Genomic DNA, 20,078 nt, shown 5'->3' on the forward strand with positions numbered 1-20,078 from the left:
ACTGCACTGACCGCCCGCCTGATTTGCTGATTCATCTTTCACTCCCGTCACAAGGTGAACATCTCAAGGTTGTATAGTCTTATCTATACAAGCCAAGCAATGGCTGTGCCAGAACGCCAAACGCGCCTGAAAAATGGTTTCAGACCCGCCAGCAGAGGCCGTCGCGCACCGTTAAGGTGCAACTGAGCGCAGCGCGGCCGCAGGCTGGTGCGTTATACTCGCGGCAATCGCCTAACGAAAGGAAAAGAGCATGACGGTAAAACTGCGTCCACTGGAAAGGGAAGATCTGCATTTTGTTCATCAACTGGATAACAACGCCAGCGTGATGCGTTACTGGTTCGAGGAGCCGTATGAGGCTTTTGTTGAACTCTCCGATCTCTACAACAAGCACATTCACGATCAAACGGAACGGCGCTTTGTGGTGGAGCATGACGAGCAGAAAGCGGGGCTGGTCGAGCTGGTGGAAATTAATCATGTGCATCGCCGCGCCGAGTTTCAGATCATTATCGATCCGGCGCATCAGGGCAAAGGTCTGGCGACCCAGGCGGCAAAGCTGGCAATGGATTACGGCTTCTCGGTGCTGAACCTGTATAAGCTCTACCTGATTGTCGATCAGGAGAATGAGAAAGCGATCCACATCTATACCAAGCTCGGCTTCGAGATTGAAGGCGTGCTAAAGCATGAGTTTTTTATCAACGGGGAATACCGTAACACCATCCGCATGTGCATTTTCCAGCATCAGTATCTGGAGCGCCACAAAACGCCAGGCGGCATGGTGAAACCGACCGCGCAGTAATCAGCCGCGCGCGCCGACCGGATTCATAAACGGACGCGGATGCTCGGGCTTCAGGTCGTACATGCCGCCATAGAACGGATCGACCAGCAGCCAGCCGGGGAAGCCGCCCAGCGGAATATTGCCCAGCAGATACCACAGGTTGGCGCGCGCTTCGATCGGCATGGTCACCGGCACATAGCCCGGGCTTTCCAGCATCAGCAGATAGTGTTTTTTGCCGAAGTAGCGACCGGTGGATTTCTCCAGCTCAACGGTCTGCGGCGTGAAACCCTGTGCGACCGCGAAACCGCGCTCATCCTGCACGGTAAAACGCGCGCCCTGCGGCAGGGAGTCGATGCGTACCGATTGGGTTTCATTGCCGACAATGGTGGCACAGCCGCTTAGCAGCAGCGCGGCGGCCAGAGCCAGAATTCGCTGTTTCATGAAGGGTTCCGCAAAAAGGTCAGGAAGCACAGTGTAAACCGCCCTTCCCGCCTTTTCACGTGCCTCAATCGGGCTATCATCGCCCGATTCAACCGCCTTATTGCGGTTGACAAGCGTGCGCAATAGCCGCGATGTCTTTGGGTGAGGTACGGCAGCAGCCGCCAATCAGCTTCGCGCCTGCCCGCTGCCACTCATCCAGCTTGTGTTCCAGGGTGCAGCCCGACGGGGCCGAATGCCAGGTTTTGCTGCTGGCGTCATACTGTTCGCCGGAGTTGGGATAGACCACCAGCGGCTTGTCGGTCAGCTGCTGCAGCTGTTGCAGCGCCGGCGTCACGCTCTCCAGCGCCACACAGTTGACGCCCAGCGCCACCACCTGCGGCTGGGTGTTAAGCCAGTCGACCACCTCGGATAACGGCGTGCCGTCGCTGATGTGGCCCGCGTCGCGCAGCGTAAATGAGAACCAGGCAGTGCTGTCCGGGAATTCGGTTAACAACGTTGCCAGCGCCTGCGCTTCGGCAAACGATGGCAGGGTTTCACAGGCCAGCAGGTCGGCCCCGGCCGCCAGCAGCGCTGCGATGCGCGGGCGATGAAACGCCATCATCTCCGCTTCCGGCAGCGCGTAGTCGCCACGATACTCCGAACCATCCGCCAGAAACGCACCGTATGGCCCAACCGATCCCGCCACCAGCAGAGTTTTAGCGTCCGGCTGGGTAGCCAGATAATCTTGACGCGCGCGTCGCGCCAGTTCGACGCTCTGCGCAATTAACGCCAGCGACTGCGCCTGATCCAGCCCGCGAGAGGCAAAGCCCTGCGGCGTCGCCTGATAGCTGGCGGTAATCGCGCAGCGGGCGCCTGCGGCAAAATAGTCGTAGTGAACCTGGTAGATTAGCTCCGGGTTTTCCATCAGGACTTTCGCTGACCACAGCGCATCGGCCAGCTGGCAGCCGCGCGCTTCCAGTTCGGTGGCCAGCGCGCCATCGAGGATCAGCAGCGGCGATTCAGACAGGGCCTGCGCGACAGGATTATGCGACATCATTGGCCTCCTCAGGCTTCGGCGATGATTTGTGGGTCAGATGGTAAGCGGCGTAGCAGAACAGTACAAACGGAATGCCACACCACAGGGCGATGCGCTGGGTCGGGTCGAACGCCAGTCCGATGCAGGCCAGCAGACAGAGCAGAAACCCGAGCACCGGCGTCAGCGGATAGAGCGGCGCGCGATAGCCCAGCTGCGCCAGCGATTTTCCCTGCTGCAGGTGGCGGCGACGGAAGACAAAATGTGAGGCGCAGATGCTGAGCCAGACGGCGACCACCGCAAAGCCGGAGATCGCCGACAGCGCCACAAACACCGTATCGGGCGCGATCACGCTGGAGATCAGTGCCAGCAATCCGCCAATCATGCTGACGGTGATCGCCAGCAGCGGCACGCCACGTTTATTCACCCGGGCAAAAGCACGCGGCAGCGTATTTTCATTCGCCAGTGACCAGAGCATGCGGCCCGATGCATACAGACCGGAGTTGGCGGCTGACAGAATGGCGGTCAGGATGACAAAGTTGATGATATCCGCAGCCCAGGGCACACCGATCTTTTCAAACACCAGCACAAAAGGACTCTTAACGATCCCGGCCTGATCCATCGGGATCAGCGCTGCCAGCACCAACACCGTACCGATAAAAAAGATGATCAACCGCGCCACGGTGGTGCGGATCGCCAGCGGCAGCACTTTCTCTGGCTGCTGGGTTTCACCCGCCGCGATACCAATCAGTTCGGTGCCGGAAAAAGCGAAGTTAACCGCCACCATGGTCATCAGAATCGGCAACACGCCGTTCGGCAGCCAGCCGTGCGCGGTGAGATTGCTTAAGCCGGGCGCGGGAGTGCCATCTTTCATCGGGATGAAACCGAACATTGCGGCACCGCCGAGCAGGATGAAGGCAATAATAGTGATCACTTTAATCAGCGAGAACCAGAACTCCCCTTCCGCGAAGAAGCGGGTTGAGATCACATTCAGCAGATAGATGGCACAGCAGAACACCAGACACCAGATCCAGACCGGCACCTGAGGAAACCAGTACTGCATACAGAAGCCGGCCGCCGTCAGGCTGGAGCCAAGCGCCACGGTCCACGTCAGCCAGTAGAGCCAGGCCACGGTATAACCGGTGGCAGGACTCAGATAGCGCGCCGCATAGACGTGAAACGCGCCGGTTTCCGGCATCGCCACAGAAAGTTCGCCGAGGCAGACCATCACCAGCCACACCACTAAGGCACCAATCAGGTAGGCCAGCAGCGTACCGGCCGCGCCGGTGGTGGAGATGATGTAGCCGGTGTTAAAAAATAGCCCGGTGCCGATGACACCGCCCAGCGATAACATCACCAGATGGCGCACTTTCATAGTGCGTTTGAATTGATCCTGCGCGGGGGTTTGCTGTTCACTCATCACTTTTATCCGTATGGACGTCTAAACATCTATAGTGAAGGGTTTTATACGCGTCACAGCGGTGAATTGCAATGAATTGCCGGGGGTAGGATTGGGGAGAGGGGTTCAGTGCCCCGTCGCGGCGGGGCCTGATGCGTTAGCCGAAAACGCTCTGTAGATAGCGTTCCAGCGCCATGCGGGAACTGAATCCGTGCGGGATGCCGTAATGTTCCTGAGAATCACCCGCCAGGTAGAGAGGGAATTGGGTGTAGTGATCGCAGGTCTTCATTTCAGAAGCCGGTTCAGCGAACGGCTGGCTCTTCTCTTTCAGTGTTGGATGAATCACCAGTGCCGTGCGCCCCATACGCGCTTCACGATTCACATAAACATAGTTGTCACCACGGCGATAACCATAAGCCCGTGGGGTGATCTCATCCACTTCGAAACCCGCTTTTTCCAGTACGCGCGCTACCTCATCTGGTCGTAAATACATGCTCGATCCTCTCCTCTTTCAAAAGCTTCGCAACCTTACCTCAGCATGACAGAGTGGGCATTCGGAATTTTCCCTAAAGCCCATTCTCGCGTCTCGTTTATCGCAAGGTCGTCTACACTAAGTATTACGTTTTAAATCAAAGGGAGCCAAAAAATGTTTAATCGAACCGTAAAAAACGATGACATTGATATCAATCAGGATGTTAACGAACTCGCTGATTCACTTGAAGCACTGCTGAAATCTTACGGCAGCGATGCTAAAGATGAAGTCGATTCTGCACGCAGCCAGGCAGAAGCGTTGCTGAAGCAGACGCGCGCACGCCTGAACGGCGGCAGCAACCGTGTGGCTCAGGTTGCCCGTGACGCTGGCGCGCAGGTTGATACTTATGTGCATGACAAACCATGGCACGGTGTCGGCGTCGGTGCCGCCATTGGTCTGGTATTCGGCGTGCTGCTGGCTTCACGCCGCTAAGCGCACTGCCTCATATCATCCGAGCCTCGCCCCGTGCGGGGCTTTTTTATGCCCGTTTTTTGAGCGTTAAAATTTACAAATCAATTTCCTGCCCCTGAAGGCGCATTGCCACTGGCTTTGCCGCACTGACGCAAATGCAAATCGCAAAACCCTATATCTAGTGGGCTTGACCATGCAAAACGCTACATCTAGTATTTATCTCATCAGCACGACGCCCGATGTCCCGTTGAACGAAGCCCGCCACCTGCGGCGCCTGCTTCGTTTCCCGGCATCCGCTCCGCATACAGAGGGAAATACGAATCATGCGCATTATTATTTACACTAAAGATAATTGTGTCCAGTGCAACGCCACCAAAAACGCGCTGGATCGCCAGGGTATTGCCTATCAGCTGATCAACCTGGATAGCCAGCCAGAGGCGATCGACAACCTGAAATCACTGGGATACCGCCAGGTGCCGGTGGTGATGGCGGATGACGATCACTGGAGCGGCTTCCGTCCGGACAAAATCGCCTCGCTGCGCCAGCTCGCCGCTGTTGGAGGGTAAAGCGATGGTCCCACTGGTCTATTTTTCCAGCCAGTCGGAAAACACCCACCGGTTCATCCTGCGCCTCGGCTTACCGGCCCGGCGCATCCCGCTCGATGCGACACAGTCACTGCACACCGACCAGCCTTACATTCTGGTGGTGCCGAGCTATGGCGGGGGCAGCAGTCGTGGCGCAGTGCCACGTCAGGTGATTCAGTTTCTTAATGATGAAGCTAACCGCCGCGGCATCCGTGGGGTGATCGCAGCCGGTAACCGTAACTTCGGTGCCGGTTACTGCCTGGCCGGCAGCATCATTGCAAAAAAATGTCAGGTTACCTGTCTCTACCGCTTTGAGCTGATGGGAACGCCTGACGATATCGCGAAAGTTAAAGCGGGAGTAACCCAATTTTGGCAACAACAGATACCCTCAACACCGTGACGCTGGACTACCACGCGCTCAACGCCATGCTCAACCTGTACGACGCCGATGGCCGGATTCAGTTTGATAAGGATCGCGAAGCGACGCGTCAGTTCTTCCTGCAGCACGTGCAGCCCAATACCGTGCCTTTCACCAGTAACGCCGAGCGATTGCGCTATCTGGTGGCGGAGGGCTATTACGAAGCTGAGGTGCTGAACCAGTACAATTTTGACTTCCTGCTTAAACTGCACGCTGTGGCGGAAAATTGGGGCTTTGAATTCAAAACCTTTCTCGGTGCCTGGAAGTTCTACACCAGCTACACGCTGAAAACCTTTGACGGCAAACGTTACCTCGAAAGCTTTGAGCAGCGGGCCTGTATGGTCGCGTTGACGCTGGCGCAGGGTGATGAAAACCTGGCGCGTTCACTGCTGGAAGAGATGCTCAGCGGCCGCTTCCAGCCCGCTACACCGACCTTCCTTAACTGCGGCAAGCAGCAGCGCGGCGAGCTGGTCTCCTGCTTCCTGCTGCGTATTGAAGACAATATGGAGTCGATTGGCCGTGCGGTGAACTCGGCGCTACAGCTGTCGAAGCGCGGCGGCGGCGTCGCTTTCCTGCTGTCGAACCTGCGCGAATCAGGCGCACCGATCAAACGCATCGAAAACCAGTCATCGGGGGTGATCCCGGTGATGAAAATGCTGGAAGATGCCTTCTCCTACGCCAATCAGCTCGGTGCACGCCAGGGCGCGGGCGCGGTGTGGCTCAACGCACACCATCCCGATATTTTCCGCTTCCTCGACACCAAACGTGAAAATGCCGATGAGAAGATCCGCATTAAAACCCTGTCGCTCGGCGTGGTGATCCCCGATATCACCTTCCAGCTGGCGAAAGAGAACCAGCCGATGGCGCTGTTCTCACCCTATGACGTGGAGCGTATCTACGGCCAGGCGTTTGGCGACATTAGCATCAGCGAAAAGTATCACGAGATGCTGACGGATGATCGCATCCGCAAAACCTATATTCAGCCGCGCGACTTCTTTCAGACGCTGGCCGAAATCCAGTTCGAGTCGGGCTATCCCTACATCATGTTTGAAGACAGCGTGAACCGCAGTAACCCGATCGCCGGCCGCATCAATATGAGTAACCTGTGCTCCGAAATTCTGCAGGTAAACAGCGCCAGCGAATATTTTGACGATCTCAGCTATCGCCGGGTCGGCAAAGATATCTCCTGTAATCTCGGTTCGCTGAATATTGCCCACGCCATGGATTCGCGTGACCTGGCACGTACCGTCGATGTGGCGGTCCGCGCCCTCACCGCCGTCTCCATGATGAGCGAGATCGGCTCGGTGCCGTCCGTGGCCGAAGGCAACCGCCGCTCACATGCGATTGGCCTCGGTCAGATGAACCTGCACGGCTATCTGGCGCGCGAAGGCATGGCCTACGGTTCACCGGAAGCGCTGGACTTCACCAATCTCTACTTCTATTGCATCACCTACTATGCGCTGCGCACCTCGAACCAGCTGGCGCGGGAACGGCAGCAGAGTTTTGACGGCTTTGCTGATTCGCAGTACGCCAGCGGCCGCTATTTCGATAAATACCTTCAGCAGGCATGGCGTCCGCGCACCGAACGGGTGGCGCAACTGTTTGCTGATGCCGGTATTACGCTGCCAACCCAGGCGGACTGGCAGGCGCTGCGTGAGGCGGTAATGCAGCACGGTCTGTTTAATCAGAACCTGCAGGCGATTCCGCCGACCGGTTCGATCTCGTACATCAACCACGCCACCTCCAGCATTCATCCGATCGTGTCACGCATTGAGATCCGCAAAGAGGGCAAAACCGGTCGCGTCTATTATCCCGCGCCGTTTATGACCAATGACAATCTCGATCTCTATCAGGATGCGTATCAGATTGGGCCGGAAGCGATTATTGATACCTACGCCGAAGCCACGCAGCACGTCGATCAGGGCCTGTCGCTGACGCTGTTCTTCCGCGATGACGTCACCACCCGTGACATCAACAAAGCGCAGATTTACGCGTGGAAAAAAGGCATCAAAACACTCTATTACATCCGACTGCGCCAGATGGCGCTACAAGGCACAGAGGTTCAGGGCTGCGTCTCCTGCGCGCTGTGATAAAAACTATGCAACTAAAACAAATTCAAGCGATTAACTGGAACCGGATTCAGGATGATAAAGATCTTGAGGTCTGGAACCGCCTGACCAGCAACTTCTGGCTACCGGAAAAGGTGCCGCTCTCCAACGATCTGCCCGCCTGGCAGACGCTGGATGCTCAGCAACAGCAGCTGACTATCCGGGTTTTCACCGGCCTGACGTTGCTCGATACCATTCAGAATGTGATTGGTGCGCCGGGCCTGATGGATGATGCGCTGACGCCACACGAAGAGGCGGTGCTGTCGAACATCAGCTTTATGGAGGCGGTCCATGCCCGTTCCTACAGTTCGATCTTCTCGACGCTGTGTAACACGCAGGATGTTGATGCGGCCTATCAGTGGAGCGAAGAGAATGCGCCGCTGCAAAATAAAGCGCGCATCATTCTTGAGCATTACCGGGCCGATGACCCGCTGAAGAAGAAGATTGCCAGCGTGTTCCTTGAGTCGTTCCTGTTCTACTCCGGCTTCTGGCTGCCGATGTACTGGTCAAGCCGCGGTAAGCTGACCAACACCGCCGATCTGATCCGTCTGATTATTCGTGATGAGGCGGTACACGGCTACTACATCGGTTATAAGTTCCAGAAAGCGCTGGAAACGGCGGATGATCTGCGCCGCGAAGAGCTGCAACAGTTCGCTTACGACCTGCTGCTGGCGCTGTATGAGAACGAAGTCGCCTACACCGAAGCGCTGTATGCCGATGTCGGCTGGGTTGAAGAGGTGAAAACCTTTTTACACTACAACGCCAACAAGGCCCTGATGAATCTGGGTTATGAGGCGCTGTTCCCGGCCGAGCTGACGGCGGTGAATCCGGCCATTCTGTCGGCGCTCTCGCCAAATGCCGACGAAAACCACGATTTCTTCTCCGGTTCCGGCTCCTCCTATGTGATGGGAAAAGCGGTCGAAACCGAAGACGAAGACTGGAACTTCTGATCCCTGCCGGGTGCGACCATGCCGCGCCCGGTACTGCCCTTTTCATTCCCCTTCCCGGCCCGCCCGCTGCGGTTTTACCCCTGCGTATTCACTCCACGCCGCCTTGCCGTAATTGGCCTTTTTCACCAACACTGAGACTGGCATAATATCGGCTTTTCATCGGCGATTATTCTGCTGCAAAAAGTTGATGACTGAGACGATTATTTCCTACTATCGGTCACCTTTATTCTGGCAATATTTGCCGTTTACGAGCGCCCATTTTCCGTCTTTGCCGTGGCAAAGCGGCCGAAATGCCAATAATTTCGCGTTCAATTCATAAAAAATTAATCTGCGCTGATCCCTTGTGAGCACTGGCGATAATCGGCTTTGAACGGCCTGACAGCGCGCCAATATCGGCCTGCAGGGTTGTCAGATGATCTCAGTGTGCTACGGTATGGCCTGCTCAAATTTCAGTGGGACAGACAGATTAATATTACAACCAGGATTTAATTTCTGCATGGCAATTAAACTCGAAGTAAAAAATCTCTATAAGATATTTGGCGATAATCCGGACCGCGCATTTAAATATATTGAAAAGGGGGCAACCAAAGATGTGATCCTTGAGAAGACCGGTCTCTCTCTCGGGGTTAAGAACGCCAGTCTGGCCATTGAAGAAGGCGAGATATTCGTCATCATGGGGTTATCCGGTTCAGGAAAATCGACCATGGTTCGCCTTCTCAATCGTCTGATAGAGCCAACACGTGGCCAGGTGATTATTGACGGTGTCGATATTGCAAAAATATCCGACAGCGAACTGCGCGAGGTGCGCAGAAATAAAATCAGTATGGTATTCCAGTCATTTGCGTTAATGCCGCACATGAATGTACTGAATAATAGTGCGTTCGGCATGGAATTAGCCGGAGTACCGCTGGCCGAACGGCAGGAAAAAGCATTAGACGCGTTACGTCAGGTCGGGCTGGAGAATTATGCCCACGCCTACCCGGATGAACTTTCCGGCGGCATGCGTCAGCGCGTCGGATTAGCCCGCGCGCTGGCGATTAATCCCGATATATTATTAATGGATGAAGCCTTCTCTGCGCTGGATCCGTTGATTCGTACCGAGATGCAGGATGAGCTGGTCAAATTACAGGCGCGGCAACAGCGTACCATCGTCTTTATTTCCCACGATCTGGATGAAGCAATGCGTATTGGCGATCGGATTGCCATTATGCAGGGCGGCGAAGTAGTCCAGGTTGGTACCCCGGATGAAATCCTGAATAATCCGGCCAATGACTATGTGCGCACCTTCTTCCGTGGGGTGGATATCAGCCACGTCTTCAGCGCCAAAGATATCGCCCGTCGCAGCGCCGGCGCGCTAATCCGTAAGGCGGCCGGTTTCGGTCCACGCTCCGCCATCAAACTGCTGCAGGATGAAGATCGCGATTACGGCTACGTGCTGGAAAAGCAGAAATTCATCGGCGTCGTCTCCACCGATTCGCTGAAAGCCGCGCTGGCAGCCGGCGAAGGGATAGACAGCGCGCTGCTCGACGCACCGGCTGCGGTTCCCGCCGATACCTCACTGAACGATTTACTTTCTCACGTTGCCCAGGCCCCCTGCGCGGTGCCGGTGGTCGGTGAGGAGAATCAGTACGTCGGTATCATTTCCAAAAGCACACTGTTGCGCGCATTAGATCGTGAAGGAGCCCAGCCATGAGTCAGGACACCAGCAATCCATGGGAAAGCGGCAGTGCCGCCTCCACCAGCAGCCAGAGCGCGCCCGCCAGCAGCGGCGGCACCGATGCCTGGGGCACGCCGGATGGCAGCACAACACCGGATGCGGCCAGCAGTGACTGGCTGCACAGCGCACCGGCGGCCCAGCCTGAACACTTCAATATTCTGGACCCGTTTCACAAAACCTGGATTCCGCTCGATCACTGGGTGACTGACGGTATCGACTGGGTGGTGAATCATTTCCGGCCGCTGTTCCAGGGTATTCGGGTGCCGGTCGATTACATTCTCAGTGCCTTTCAGCAACTGCTGCTGGGCATGCCCGCGCCGGTTGCCATTCTGGTCTTCGCGCTGATCGCCTGGCAGATCGCCAGCCCGGCGATGGGAATTGCCACGCTGATTTCGCTGGTGCTGATTGGCGCGATTGGTGCCTGGTCGCAGGCGATGGTGACGCTGGCGCTGGTCCTTACCGCGCTGCTGTTCTGTATTCTGATCGGTCTGCCGCTGGGGATCTGGCTGGCCCGCAGTCAGCGCGCCGCGCGTATTATCCGACCACTGCTGGATGCGATGCAGACCACGCCCGCCTTCGTCTATCTGGTGCCGATCGTGATGCTGTTTGGTATCGGCAACGTGCCTGGCGTAGTGGTGACGATTATCTTCGCCCTGCCGCCGATTGTTCGCCTGACCATTCTTGGGATTAAGCAGGTGCCCGCTGACCTGATCGAAGCGAGCGAATCGTTCGGTGCCAGTCCGCGCCAGCTGCTGTTTAAAGTGCAGTTGCCGCTGGCGATGCCGACCATTATGGCTGGCGTTAACCAGACGCTGATGCTGGCGCTGTCGATGGTGGTCATTGCCTCGATGATTGCCGTCGGCGGACTCGGCCAGATGGTACTGCGCGGCATTGGCCGTCTCGATATGGGACTGGCAACGGTCGGCGGCGTCGGCATCGTGATCCTCGCCATCATTCTCGACCGTCTGACCCAATCCTTTGGCCGCGATAACCGCAGCCGTGGCAACCGTCACTGGTACCACAGCGGCCCGATTGGTCTGATCCTCTCCCCGTTTCGTAAGAAATGAGTTTTCGGGCGGCACCCGCGTGTCGCCCGCTCCGCTACAATCGAAAAAATAAGGAATTACTATGCGCAAGACAGCTCCTCTGCTGGCCGCCGTGTTAGCCACCTTTGCCGTTTCACAGGTTTCTGCAGCCGATCTGCCCGGCAAAGGGATTACGGTGAAACCGATTCAGAGCACCATTTCTGAAGAGACTTTTCAGACCCTGATTGTTAGCCGGGCGCTGGAAAAGCTCGGTTATCAGGTCGAAAAACCGAGCGAAGTGGATTACAACGTCGGCTACACCACCATCGCTGCTGGCGATGCGACCTTTATCGCCACCAACTGGCAGCCGCTGCACGATGATATGTACAAAGCCGCCGGCGGCGATGCGAAGTTCTACCGTCAGGGCACTTACGTCACCGGTGCCGCCCAGGGTTATCTGATTGATAAAAAAACCGCTGAGCAGTATCACATCACCAATATTGAGCAGTTAAAGGATCCAAAAATCGCTGCGCTGTTTGATACCAACGGTGACGGCAAAGCGGATCTGACCGGTTGCACCCCTGGCTGGGGCTGTGAAGCGGTGATTAATCATCAGATCGAGGCGTTTGGCCTGAGTAAAACCGTTGAACACAATCAGGGTAACTATTCCGCCATGATTGCTGACACCATTACCCGCTTTAAGCAGGCTAAACCTATCCTTTATTACACCTGGACACCTTACTGGGTCAGCGATGTGATGAAGCCGGGTCGCGATGTCACCTGGCTGCAGGTGCCGTTCTCCTCAATGCCGGGCGAGCAGAAAAATGTCGATACCAAACTGCCAAACGGCGCGAACTACGGCTTCCCGGTGAATACCATGCACATTGTGGCCAACAAAGCCTGGGCTGAGAAAAACCCGGCGGCGGCCAGACTGTTCGCTGAAATGAAGCTGCCGCTGGCGGATATCAACGCTGAAAACGCCGCGATGCATGCCGGCCAGTCGTCAGAAGAGGCGATTAACGGTCACGTCGATGGCTGGATCAAAGCACACCAGGCTGAATTCGATAAATGGGTTAGCGACGCTCAGGCGGCTGCGCAGTAAGTTTTCTGGTTTCCTGCAGGGCGGATCTTTCCGCCCTTTTTTGTTTCTGTTAAACACACTGGTATGGCCTGTTAATAAAGATGCGTGTGAAATAGTTTTTTGAGTTATTATTAACCTCTTATGATTATTAGCTGCCGTTGTTGTTTATGAATGCTTCCCGTCAGGGTCTGACGCCTGCTTTAGTAATGTTGATGTCGGTAGCCACCGGGCTGTCCGTTGCCAGCAATTACTACGTTCAGCCCTTGCTCAGTACCATTGCTCACCAGTTCGATCTCTCAGTCAGCCTCGCCGGTTTTATCGTTACCACCGCGCAACTGGGCTATGCCTGCGGATTACTGCTGCTGGTGCCGCTCGGTGACCGATTCGAACGGCGCAGCCTGATCGTGACCATGATCCTGCTGGCTGCAGCGGGTATGGTGATCATCGCCCTCTCCCGCTCTTTCCTGTTTTTACTGCTCGGTACGCTGATGACCGGTCTGTTTTCGGTGGCGGCGCAAATTCTGGTGCCGCTGGCCGCGACGCTGGCTGAGCCGGAGCGGCGCGGCAAAATTGTCGGCACGGTGATGAGCGGCCTGCTGCTGGGTATCCTGCTGGCGCGAACCGTCGCCGGCGGGCTGGCACAACTTGGCGGCTGGCGCACGGTCTACTGGACCGCCAGCCTGTTGATGGCGGTGATGGCGCTGGCGCTGTGGCACTTCCTGCCGCGCATCAGCGTGTCGGTGACGATGAGCTATCGCCAGCTGCTGGCGTCAATTTTCAGGCTCTACGCCAGCAATCGGGTGATCCGTACCCGCGCCTGGACCGGCTGCCTCTCGTTTGCCAACTTCAGCCTGCTCTGGACCTCGATGGCCTTTTTGCTTTCAGCCGCGCCTTATCATTTTTCAGAGGGCGAAATTGGTCTGCTGGGACTGGTAGGTGCCGCCGGCGCGCTGGCGGCGCGTCAGGCGGGTTCGCTGGCAGATAAAGGTAAGGCGAAGCTCACTACCCGCATCGGCTTGCTGATTATGCTGCTGTCATGGATCGCGATTGCCTTCGGTGCCCACTCTCTTACGGCACTGATTATCGGCATTCTGTTGCTGGATCTGGCGGTGCAGGCGGTCCATATCACCAATCAAAGTGTGATTTATGCCCAGATGCCGGACGCGCGTAACCGCCTGAATGCCGGCTACATGACCAGTTATTTTATTGGCGGCGCAGCGGGTTCGCTGCTTTCCGCCACCGCCTACCATCTGTCCGGCTGGTACGGTGTGTGTAGCGCAGGCGCTGTCCTGACGCTGATTAACCTGTTGATTTGGTTTAACGGACAGCGGTATGAGCAAGCGAAAATGCGCTGAAGCGCAGGCCGGACAGCTGATTGAGTCTGGTCACATATGGTTAGGTTTGTTATGGTTAGTGATAAACCTATTCACTTCAGTTATTTTTCCTCGCGAAATTATTAAATTCGACACCTTTTATTGATCACGTCCCGGCGCATTCGCTGTTGCCGGGCGTACGGGTTTTTAACCCAGGGCCACGGATTGGCCTGGAATCGCCAGATGGTGGCAGCGTGACCCTGGTTCTACTCACCTGCCGAAAATGTGACTACGCTTAATCTGTCACCATAGTTATTATACAAGTTGCAATTAGTGAGGTTTTTTTTAATGGAAAGTTCGTTTACTCCCATTGAGCAGATGCTAAACATCCGTGCCAATCGCCATAAGGATTTTCCGTTACAGGAAATTATCCTTACGCGTCTCTGTATGCACATGCAGGGTAAACTGCTGGACAACCGCAACAAGATGCTGAAGGCACAGGGAATCAACGAAACCCTGTTCATGGCATTGATTACGCTGGATGCACAGGAGAACCAGAGTATTCAGCCGTCAGAGCTGAGCTCCGCCCTGGGATCATCACGGACCAACGCCACGCGTATTGCTGATGAGCTGGAAAAACGCGGCTGGATCGAGCGCCGTGAAAGCGATCATGATCGTCGCTGTCTGCACCTGCACCTGACCGAAAAAGGCAATGAGTTCTTACGTCAGCTGCTGCCGCCACAGCATCAGAGCCTGCAATATCTCTGGTCGTCACTGTCGGTCGATGAGAAGTCCCAGCTGGAAGGTATCACCCGTAAGTTACTTAACCGCCTCGATAAAATGGACGAAGATCAATTGATCGCCTCGCTGTCCCGCTAATAGCAAGAAGTGCGACACAATCACCTGTCGAAACCGTTATTTTACTTTCCTTTTTTATCCGGCCAGCGCTCAGTCGCTGGCTTTTTCGACTCGGGCGCTTGCGGGAATGGATTTCTGCATCCCGACTAAATGGAAAACGTGGAGAATGACATGAGTGCAACGGCAGAAGCACAAAGCCCGCAACCGTCAGCTAACAAAAAGAAGAAGCGCAAAAGTGTGCTCATCGTGCTGGCGCTGATCTTTGTGCTGATTGGAATTGCCTGGGGCGTCTACTGGTTCCTGGTGCTGCGCCATTTTCAGGAGACCGATGACGCTTACGTTGCGGGTAACCAGGTTCAGGTGATGGCACAGGTTTCCGGTAGCGTGAACAAAGTCTGGTTTGAAGATACCGACTTCGTTAAAAAAGGCGATGTGCTGGTTTCGCTGGATAAAACCGATGCGGAACAGGCGTTTGAAAAAGCACAGACCGCACTGGCCACCAGCGTACGTCAGACGCATCAGCTGATGATTAACGCGAAGCAGTATCAGGCCACTATCACCTTACGTCAGACGGCGCTGGCTCAGGCAGAAGCGGATCTGAAACGCCGTGAGCCGCTAGGTGCCTCGAATCTGATTGGCCGTGAAGAGTTACAGCACGCCCGTGATGCCGTGGCTTCTGCCAAAGCTGAGCTGGACGTGGCGGTACAGCAATACAACGCCAATCAGGCGATGATCCTCAATACCTCGCTGGAAAACCAGCCAGCGGTTAAACAGAGCGCCGCTGAACTGCGTGACGCCTGGCTGGCGCTGCAGCGTACTGAGATCCGCAGCCCGATGGACGGTTTTGTCTCACGCCGTAGCGTGCAGGTCGGTTCGCAAATCTCCCCCAGCACACCGCTGCTGGCGGTGGTGCCGGCGACCAATCTGTGGATCGACGCCAACTTCAAAGAGACCCAGCTGGCGGGCGTGCGCATCGGCCAACCGGCTACGGTGGTGGCTGATATCTACGGCGACGACGTGGTTTATCACGGCAAAGTGGTCGGGTTAGATATGGGCACCGGCAGCGCGTTCTCCCTGCTGCCTGCCCAGAACGCCACCGGTAACTGGATCAAAGTGGTTCAGCGTCTGCCGGTTCGTATCGAGCTTAACCCGCAGGATATCGAGCAGCATCCGCTGCGTATTGGTCTGTCGACGCTGGTGAAAATCGATACCACCAACACCGAGGGCAGCACCCTGGCGACCAGCGTGCGTCAGCAGGCGGCTTACAGCAGCAATGCGCTGGCGATTGACCTTGCGCCGGTCAATCAGCTGATCACCGATATCGTCCGCGCCAACGCCGGATGATGACGCGGAGGCTGTAATGGCACAAAAACCGCTTGAAGGGATGCCGCTGGTCTTAATGACCATTGCGCTGTCGCTGGCGACGTTCATGCAGGTACTGGACTCGACCATCGCCAACGTCGCCATCCCCACTATCGCCGGTAACCTCGGTGCCTCGAACTCGCAGGGCACCTGGGTCATCACCTCGTTTGGCGTCGCCAACGCCATTTCGATCCCGATTACCGGCTGGCTGGCAAAACGCATCGGTGAAGTGAAGTTGTTCACCTGGGCTACCATTCTGTTTGCTATCGCCTCGTGGGCGTGCGGCATGTCAGAAAGCCTTGAGATGCTGATTTTCTTCCGCGTGCTGCAGGGGATCGTTGCCGGTCCGCTGATCCCGCTGTCGCAAAGTCTGCTGCTGAGCAACTATCCGCCGGCCAAGCGCAGTATCGCTCTGTCGCTGTGGGCGATGACGGTGATTGTGGCCCCGATCTGCGGCCCGATACTCGGTGGCTGGATCAGTGATAACTATCACTGGGGCTGGATCTTCTTCATCAACGTGCCGATTGGCGCAGTGGTGGTGATGCTGACGCTGCAAACCCTGCGTGGCCGGGAAACCAAAACTGAAATCCGTCCGATCGATATGGTCGGACTGGTGTTGCTGGTGGTCGGGATTGGCTGCCTGCAGGTGATGCTGGACCGCGGTAAGGAGCTGGACTGGTTCAGTTCAACCGAGATCATCGTTCTGGCGGTGGTGGCGGTGATTGCGCTGGCAGTGCTGCTGGTGTGGGAGCTGACCGACGACCACCCGATTGTCGATCTGTCGCTGTTTAAGTCGCGAAACTTCACCATCGGCTGCTTATCGATCAGTCTGGCGTACATGCTCTACTTCGGCTCGATCGTACTGTTGCCGCAGCTGCTGCAGGAGGTCTACGGCTACACCGCCACCTGGGCGGGACTGGCCTCGGCACCGGTGGGGATTTTGCCGGTGATCCTGTCGCCGATTATTGGTCGTTTCGCCCATAAACTCGATATGCGGCGGCTGGTCACCTTCAGCTTCATTATGTATGCCGTCTGCTTCTACTGGCGCGCTTACACCTTTGAACCGGGGATGGATTTTGGCGCATCGGCATGGCCGCAGTTTATTCAGGGCTTTGCGGTCGCCTGCTTCTTTATGCCACTGACCACCATTACGCTGTCAGGCTTAGCCCCGGAGCGACTGGCGGCGGCATCCAGCCTGTCGAACTTTGTGCGTACGCTGGCCGGCTCGATTGGTACCTCGATCACCACCACCATGTGGACCAATCGCGAGTCGATGCATCATAGCTATCTGACCGAGTCGATTACGCCGTACAACGTTAATTCACAACAGATGTACAGCCAGCTGGAAAGTATGGGAATGACGCAGCAGCAGGCGTCAGCGTATATCGCCCAGCAGATAACCAATCAGGGGTTGATTATCTCGGCAAATGAGATTTTCTGGGCGTCGGCGGGGGTGTTCCTGATCCTGCTGATACTGATTTGGTTTGCCCGTCCGCCGTTTGGTGCCGGCGGCGGCGGCGGTGGCGCGCACTAACCTCAGACAGCAAAACGGGCCTTTCGGCCCGTTTTTTTATGCGTTCTGACGCCACCATTCGGCGAGCAGCACGCCGGTTGCTACCGAAACGTTGAGGCTTTCAACGTTGCCGGTGCCGCCAATCGACACGCTCATGTCACCCTGCTGGAAGGCGCTGTCAGACAGACCTTCACGTTCCTGACCCAGCACCAGCACCATTTTGGCCGGCAGTTCCGCTTTCGCCAGCGGCGTACCCTGATGGCTGGAGGTGGTAACGATGGTGTAACCGGCTTTACGGAACGCTTCGAGACCTTCACCGAAGGTCGCGCCGCTGATAGCCTGCACGTGTTCCGCGCCGCCTTCAGCAGTTCGCACCGCGGCACCCGATTCCAGCAGTGAGGCATCGTTGACCAGCAGACCTTTCACACCGAAATGCGCGCAGCTACGCATGATTGCACCGAGGTTGTGCGGGTTGCTGACGTCTTCCAGCGCCAGCACGCAATCTTTGGCGCTCGCCTGGCTCAGCCATTCTGACACGGCCATACCCATACGTTTTTTGATCAGGAAGCAGACGCCGCCGTGATGCTCAGTGCCAGAGGCTTTAGTGATCTCCGCATCTTCGACCACGTGGTAAGCTTTGCGGTTCGCCGCCAGCCAGCGCAGCGCTTCGCGGAAACGCGGTGTCACTTCCTGAATAAACCAGGCGCGCACAATCGCTTCCGGACGGCTCTGGAACAGTGCCTGACAGGCGTTCTCGCCATAGACGCGCGTCTCTTCCATACGCTGACGACGGATCTGCTCGGGATCGACAAAGCTCTTACCGCTGATGCCACCGTGATCGGGCTTATCACTTTCGGTCGCAGCCGGACGCTCTGACGGCGCGCGCGAAACGGTACGCCACGGCGAGTCGCTGTTGCTGTAAGCGCCGCGATTATCATCGGCGCGCTCGTTACGGCGGCCTGCACCTTCACCGCTACGGCGTGGCGCACCACGACCGCCTTCGTCGCGACGGGCAGAACCGCTGCGGGCACCGTCATCGTTACGACGGCCAGCAGAGCGTCCGCCCTCTTCATTACGTTCAGTGCGGGGGCCAGAAGAACGACGATTATCATCCTGACGGGCAGCGGGACGGCCACCTTTGCCGGTACGAGGATTTGGCGCACGCGCGCTGCTATCATCCTCGCCACGCACGTACATCACTTTGACCTTGCCGCTTTTGCCTTTAAATTCGTCGTTCATATGTTCCTCCTGCATTGAGAGCGCGCAGATTACCTGATGTGCTGGCGCTTAGCTATCAACTATTGAACCTATAGAGCGATCCAGATTGAGAGGGCATTCGCCCCCTTTCATAATGGACAATATTACCAGAATGACACATTCCAATATCAGAGGTTTCTATGAATACGGTATGCGCTTCCTGCCAGGCAACCAATCGCGTTCCGGAAGAACGGCTTGCCGAAGGCGCAAAATGTGGTCGCTGTGGAAATGGATTATTTGATGGCGAAGTGGTGAGCGCGACTGCCGCCACCTTAGATAAGTTTCTGCAGGATGATTTGCCGGTGGTCGTCGACTTCTGGGCGCCGTGGTGTGGTCCGTGCGTCAACTTTGCGCCGGTATTTAAAGAGGTTGCCAGCGAACGCAGCGGTAAGGTGCGCTTTATTAAAGTGAATACCGAGGCCGAACCGGCACTCAGCAGCCGTTTTCGCATTCGCAGCATCCCGACCATTATGCTGTTTAAGAACGGTGAGATGGTTGACATGCTGAATGGCGCGATGCCCAAAGCGCCGTTCAACGAGTGGCTGGACGAGTCACTGTAATCCGCTAAGGCCAGCGCTGCTGGCCTTTTCCTTTTCGGCGGCGCTTCGATTACACTGTGGTTTTTCCTGCCCTGAATACTCATGTCTGATAATGCTGTTTTGCGCTTGCGCACCCAACGCCTCGCCCGTGCCACCCGCCCTTTCCTTGCGCGCGGCAATCGCGTGTTACGCTGCCAGGGCTGTCTGCTGCCTGAGAAGAACTGTCTGTGCAGTGATATCGTGCCGCAAACGGCGCGCAGCCGCTTTTGCCTGGTAATGTTTGATACCGAGCCGATGAAGCCGAGTAATACCGGCCGCCTGATTGCCGATATCCTGCCCGATACCCAGGCGTTTGGCTGGTCGCGCACCGAGCCGGATCCGCTGCTGCTCGACGCGGTACGCAATCCTGATTACCAGCCGCTGGTGGTGTTCCCGGCCGCCTATGCCGACGCCGATCGCGAAGTGCTGACCGCGCCGCCTTTGAGCGGTAAACCGCCGCTGTTTATCATGCTGGACGGCACCTGGACCGAAGCGCGCAAAATGTTCCGCAAAAGTCCGTGGCTCGACGCCTTACCGGTGATGTCGCTGACGGTCACCGCCCCGTCGCGCTATACGCTGCGCGAGGCGCACGGCGTTGGCCAGCACTGTACCGCTGAAGTGGCGGCGGCACTGCTGGAGCAGGCGGGCGACAGTCAGGCAGCTCGGGCTTTATCGCGCCATTTTGAACAGTTCCGCGCCGCCTATCTGGCGGGCAAGCCGCATCACGCACCCTCCGCGTAAGCG

At 56.7% G+C, this 20,078-nt stretch carries 20 protein-coding genes; 15 read left to right on the plus strand and 5 right to left on the minus strand.

All coding sequences use genetic code 11. The features are described from left to right. Positions 1-250 precede the first annotated feature (250 nt). Positions 251-796 (plus strand): spermidine N1-acetyltransferase, encoded by a 546-nt coding sequence (gene speG, locus AC6I8D_RS15270; protein WP_497820426.1) that lies wholly within the window; start codon positions 251-253, stop codon positions 794-796. On the opposite strand, the gene AC6I8D_RS15275 is transcribed toward speG, so the two are convergent. The 4 genes from AC6I8D_RS15275 to AC6I8D_RS15290 form a co-directional block, all read right to left on the minus strand. Then, positions 797-1,216 (minus strand): hypothetical protein, encoded by a 420-nt coding sequence (locus AC6I8D_RS15275; protein WP_031376463.1) that lies wholly within the window; start codon positions 1,214-1,216, stop codon positions 797-799. 97 nt (positions 1,217-1,313) lie between these two features. After that, a complete protein-coding gene (gene mmuM / locus AC6I8D_RS15280) occupies positions 1,314-2,249 on the minus strand; it encodes a homocysteine S-methyltransferase (protein WP_497820692.1) in 936 nt (311 codons plus the stop codon). Next, positions 2,239-3,648, minus strand: a complete 1,410-nt coding sequence (gene mmuP / locus AC6I8D_RS15285) for an S-methylmethionine permease (RefSeq protein ID WP_312759107.1) — start codon at positions 3,646-3,648, stop codon at positions 2,239-2,241. The genes mmuM and mmuP overlap by 11 nt, the downstream gene beginning before the upstream one ends. Positions 3,649-3,784: 136 nt before the next feature. Beyond that, positions 3,785-4,120 (minus strand): DUF2002 family protein, encoded by a 336-nt coding sequence (locus AC6I8D_RS15290; RefSeq protein WP_031376461.1) that lies wholly within the window; start codon positions 4,118-4,120, stop codon positions 3,785-3,787. A 153-nt stretch (positions 4,121-4,273) separates the two neighbouring features. On the opposite strand from AC6I8D_RS15290, the gene AC6I8D_RS15295 reads away from it, so the two are divergent. From AC6I8D_RS15295 to emrB, 12 genes are all read left to right on the plus strand, one after another. Next, positions 4,274-4,591, plus strand: a complete 318-nt coding sequence (locus AC6I8D_RS15295; protein ID WP_031376460.1) for a DUF883 family protein — start codon at positions 4,274-4,276, stop codon at positions 4,589-4,591. A gap of 302 nt (positions 4,592-4,893) precedes the next feature. Beyond that, positions 4,894-5,136, plus strand: coding sequence for a redoxin NrdH (locus AC6I8D_RS15300; protein WP_069729696.1), 243 nt, complete (start codon positions 4,894-4,896; stop codon positions 5,134-5,136). A gap of 4 nt (positions 5,137-5,140) precedes the next feature. Continuing rightward, the gene (nrdI, locus tag AC6I8D_RS15305; protein WP_497820427.1) at positions 5,141-5,554 is read left to right on the plus strand and encodes a class Ib ribonucleoside-diphosphate reductase assembly flavoprotein NrdI; all 414 of its coding nucleotides are present in this window, start codon (positions 5,141-5,143) and stop codon (positions 5,552-5,554) included. Continuing rightward, positions 5,524-7,662 (plus strand): class 1b ribonucleoside-diphosphate reductase subunit alpha, encoded by a 2,139-nt coding sequence (gene nrdE / locus AC6I8D_RS15310; RefSeq protein WP_497820428.1) that lies wholly within the window; start codon positions 5,524-5,526, stop codon positions 7,660-7,662. Before nrdI ends, nrdE begins: the two co-directional genes overlap by 31 nt. Before the next feature lie 8 nt (positions 7,663-7,670). After that, positions 7,671-8,630, plus strand: coding sequence for a class 1b ribonucleoside-diphosphate reductase subunit beta (gene nrdF, locus AC6I8D_RS15315; RefSeq protein ID WP_046288156.1), 960 nt, complete (start codon positions 7,671-7,673; stop codon positions 8,628-8,630). Positions 8,631-9,126: 496 nt separating this feature from the next. Continuing rightward, entirely contained in the window at positions 9,127-10,323 is a 1,197-nt protein-coding gene (proV, locus tag AC6I8D_RS15320; RefSeq protein WP_312055191.1) for a glycine betaine/L-proline ABC transporter ATP-binding protein ProV, read from the plus strand. Then, the gene (gene proW / locus AC6I8D_RS15325) at positions 10,320-11,414 is read left to right on the plus strand and encodes a glycine betaine/L-proline ABC transporter permease ProW (RefSeq protein ID WP_312055192.1); all 1,095 of its coding nucleotides are present in this window, start codon (positions 10,320-10,322) and stop codon (positions 11,412-11,414) included. Before proV ends, proW begins: the two co-directional genes overlap by 4 nt. Before the next feature lie 61 nt (positions 11,415-11,475). Next, positions 11,476-12,474: a glycine betaine/L-proline ABC transporter substrate-binding protein ProX gene (proX, locus tag AC6I8D_RS15330; RefSeq protein WP_312055193.1), complete on the plus strand. Its 999-nt coding sequence runs from the start codon at positions 11,476-11,478 to the stop codon at positions 12,472-12,474. 146 nt (positions 12,475-12,620) lie between these two features. Then, positions 12,621-13,808: an MFS transporter gene (locus tag AC6I8D_RS15335; RefSeq protein ID WP_312759116.1), complete on the plus strand. Its 1,188-nt coding sequence runs from the start codon at positions 12,621-12,623 to the stop codon at positions 13,806-13,808. A 306-nt stretch (positions 13,809-14,114) separates the two neighbouring features. After that, entirely contained in the window at positions 14,115-14,645 is a 531-nt protein-coding gene (gene mprA / locus AC6I8D_RS15340) for a transcriptional repressor MprA (protein ID WP_031376453.1), read from the plus strand. A gap of 150 nt (positions 14,646-14,795) precedes the next feature. Then, complete coding sequence (emrA, locus tag AC6I8D_RS15345) at positions 14,796-15,968, plus strand: multidrug efflux MFS transporter periplasmic adaptor subunit EmrA (RefSeq protein ID WP_312055195.1); 1,173 nt, start codon at positions 14,796-14,798, stop codon at positions 15,966-15,968. A 16-nt stretch (positions 15,969-15,984) separates the two neighbouring features. Next, positions 15,985-17,520, plus strand: a complete 1,536-nt coding sequence (gene emrB / locus AC6I8D_RS15350; RefSeq protein WP_312057558.1) for a multidrug efflux MFS transporter permease subunit EmrB — start codon at positions 15,985-15,987, stop codon at positions 17,518-17,520. A gap of 36 nt (positions 17,521-17,556) precedes the next feature. Here emrB and AC6I8D_RS15355 read toward each other — a convergent pair whose 3' ends face one another. After that, the gene (locus tag AC6I8D_RS15355) at positions 17,557-18,738 is read right to left on the minus strand and encodes a tRNA/rRNA methyltransferase (RefSeq protein WP_312759120.1); all 1,182 of its coding nucleotides are present in this window, start codon (positions 18,736-18,738) and stop codon (positions 17,557-17,559) included. Between the two features lie 158 nt (positions 18,739-18,896). Between AC6I8D_RS15355 and trxC the strand changes: the two genes are divergently transcribed. Both trxC and AC6I8D_RS15365 read left to right on the plus strand, forming a co-directional pair. After that, a complete protein-coding gene (gene trxC, locus AC6I8D_RS15360; RefSeq protein WP_497820429.1) occupies positions 18,897-19,316 on the plus strand; it encodes a thioredoxin TrxC in 420 nt (139 codons plus the stop codon). A gap of 81 nt (positions 19,317-19,397) precedes the next feature. Then, complete coding sequence (locus AC6I8D_RS15365) at positions 19,398-20,075, plus strand: tRNA-uridine aminocarboxypropyltransferase (protein WP_497820430.1); 678 nt, start codon at positions 19,398-19,400, stop codon at positions 20,073-20,075. Positions 20,076-20,078 lie beyond the last annotated feature (3 nt).

It is taken from the genome of Pantoea sp. X-Soil-MYKO-1785, assembly GCF_059730675.1.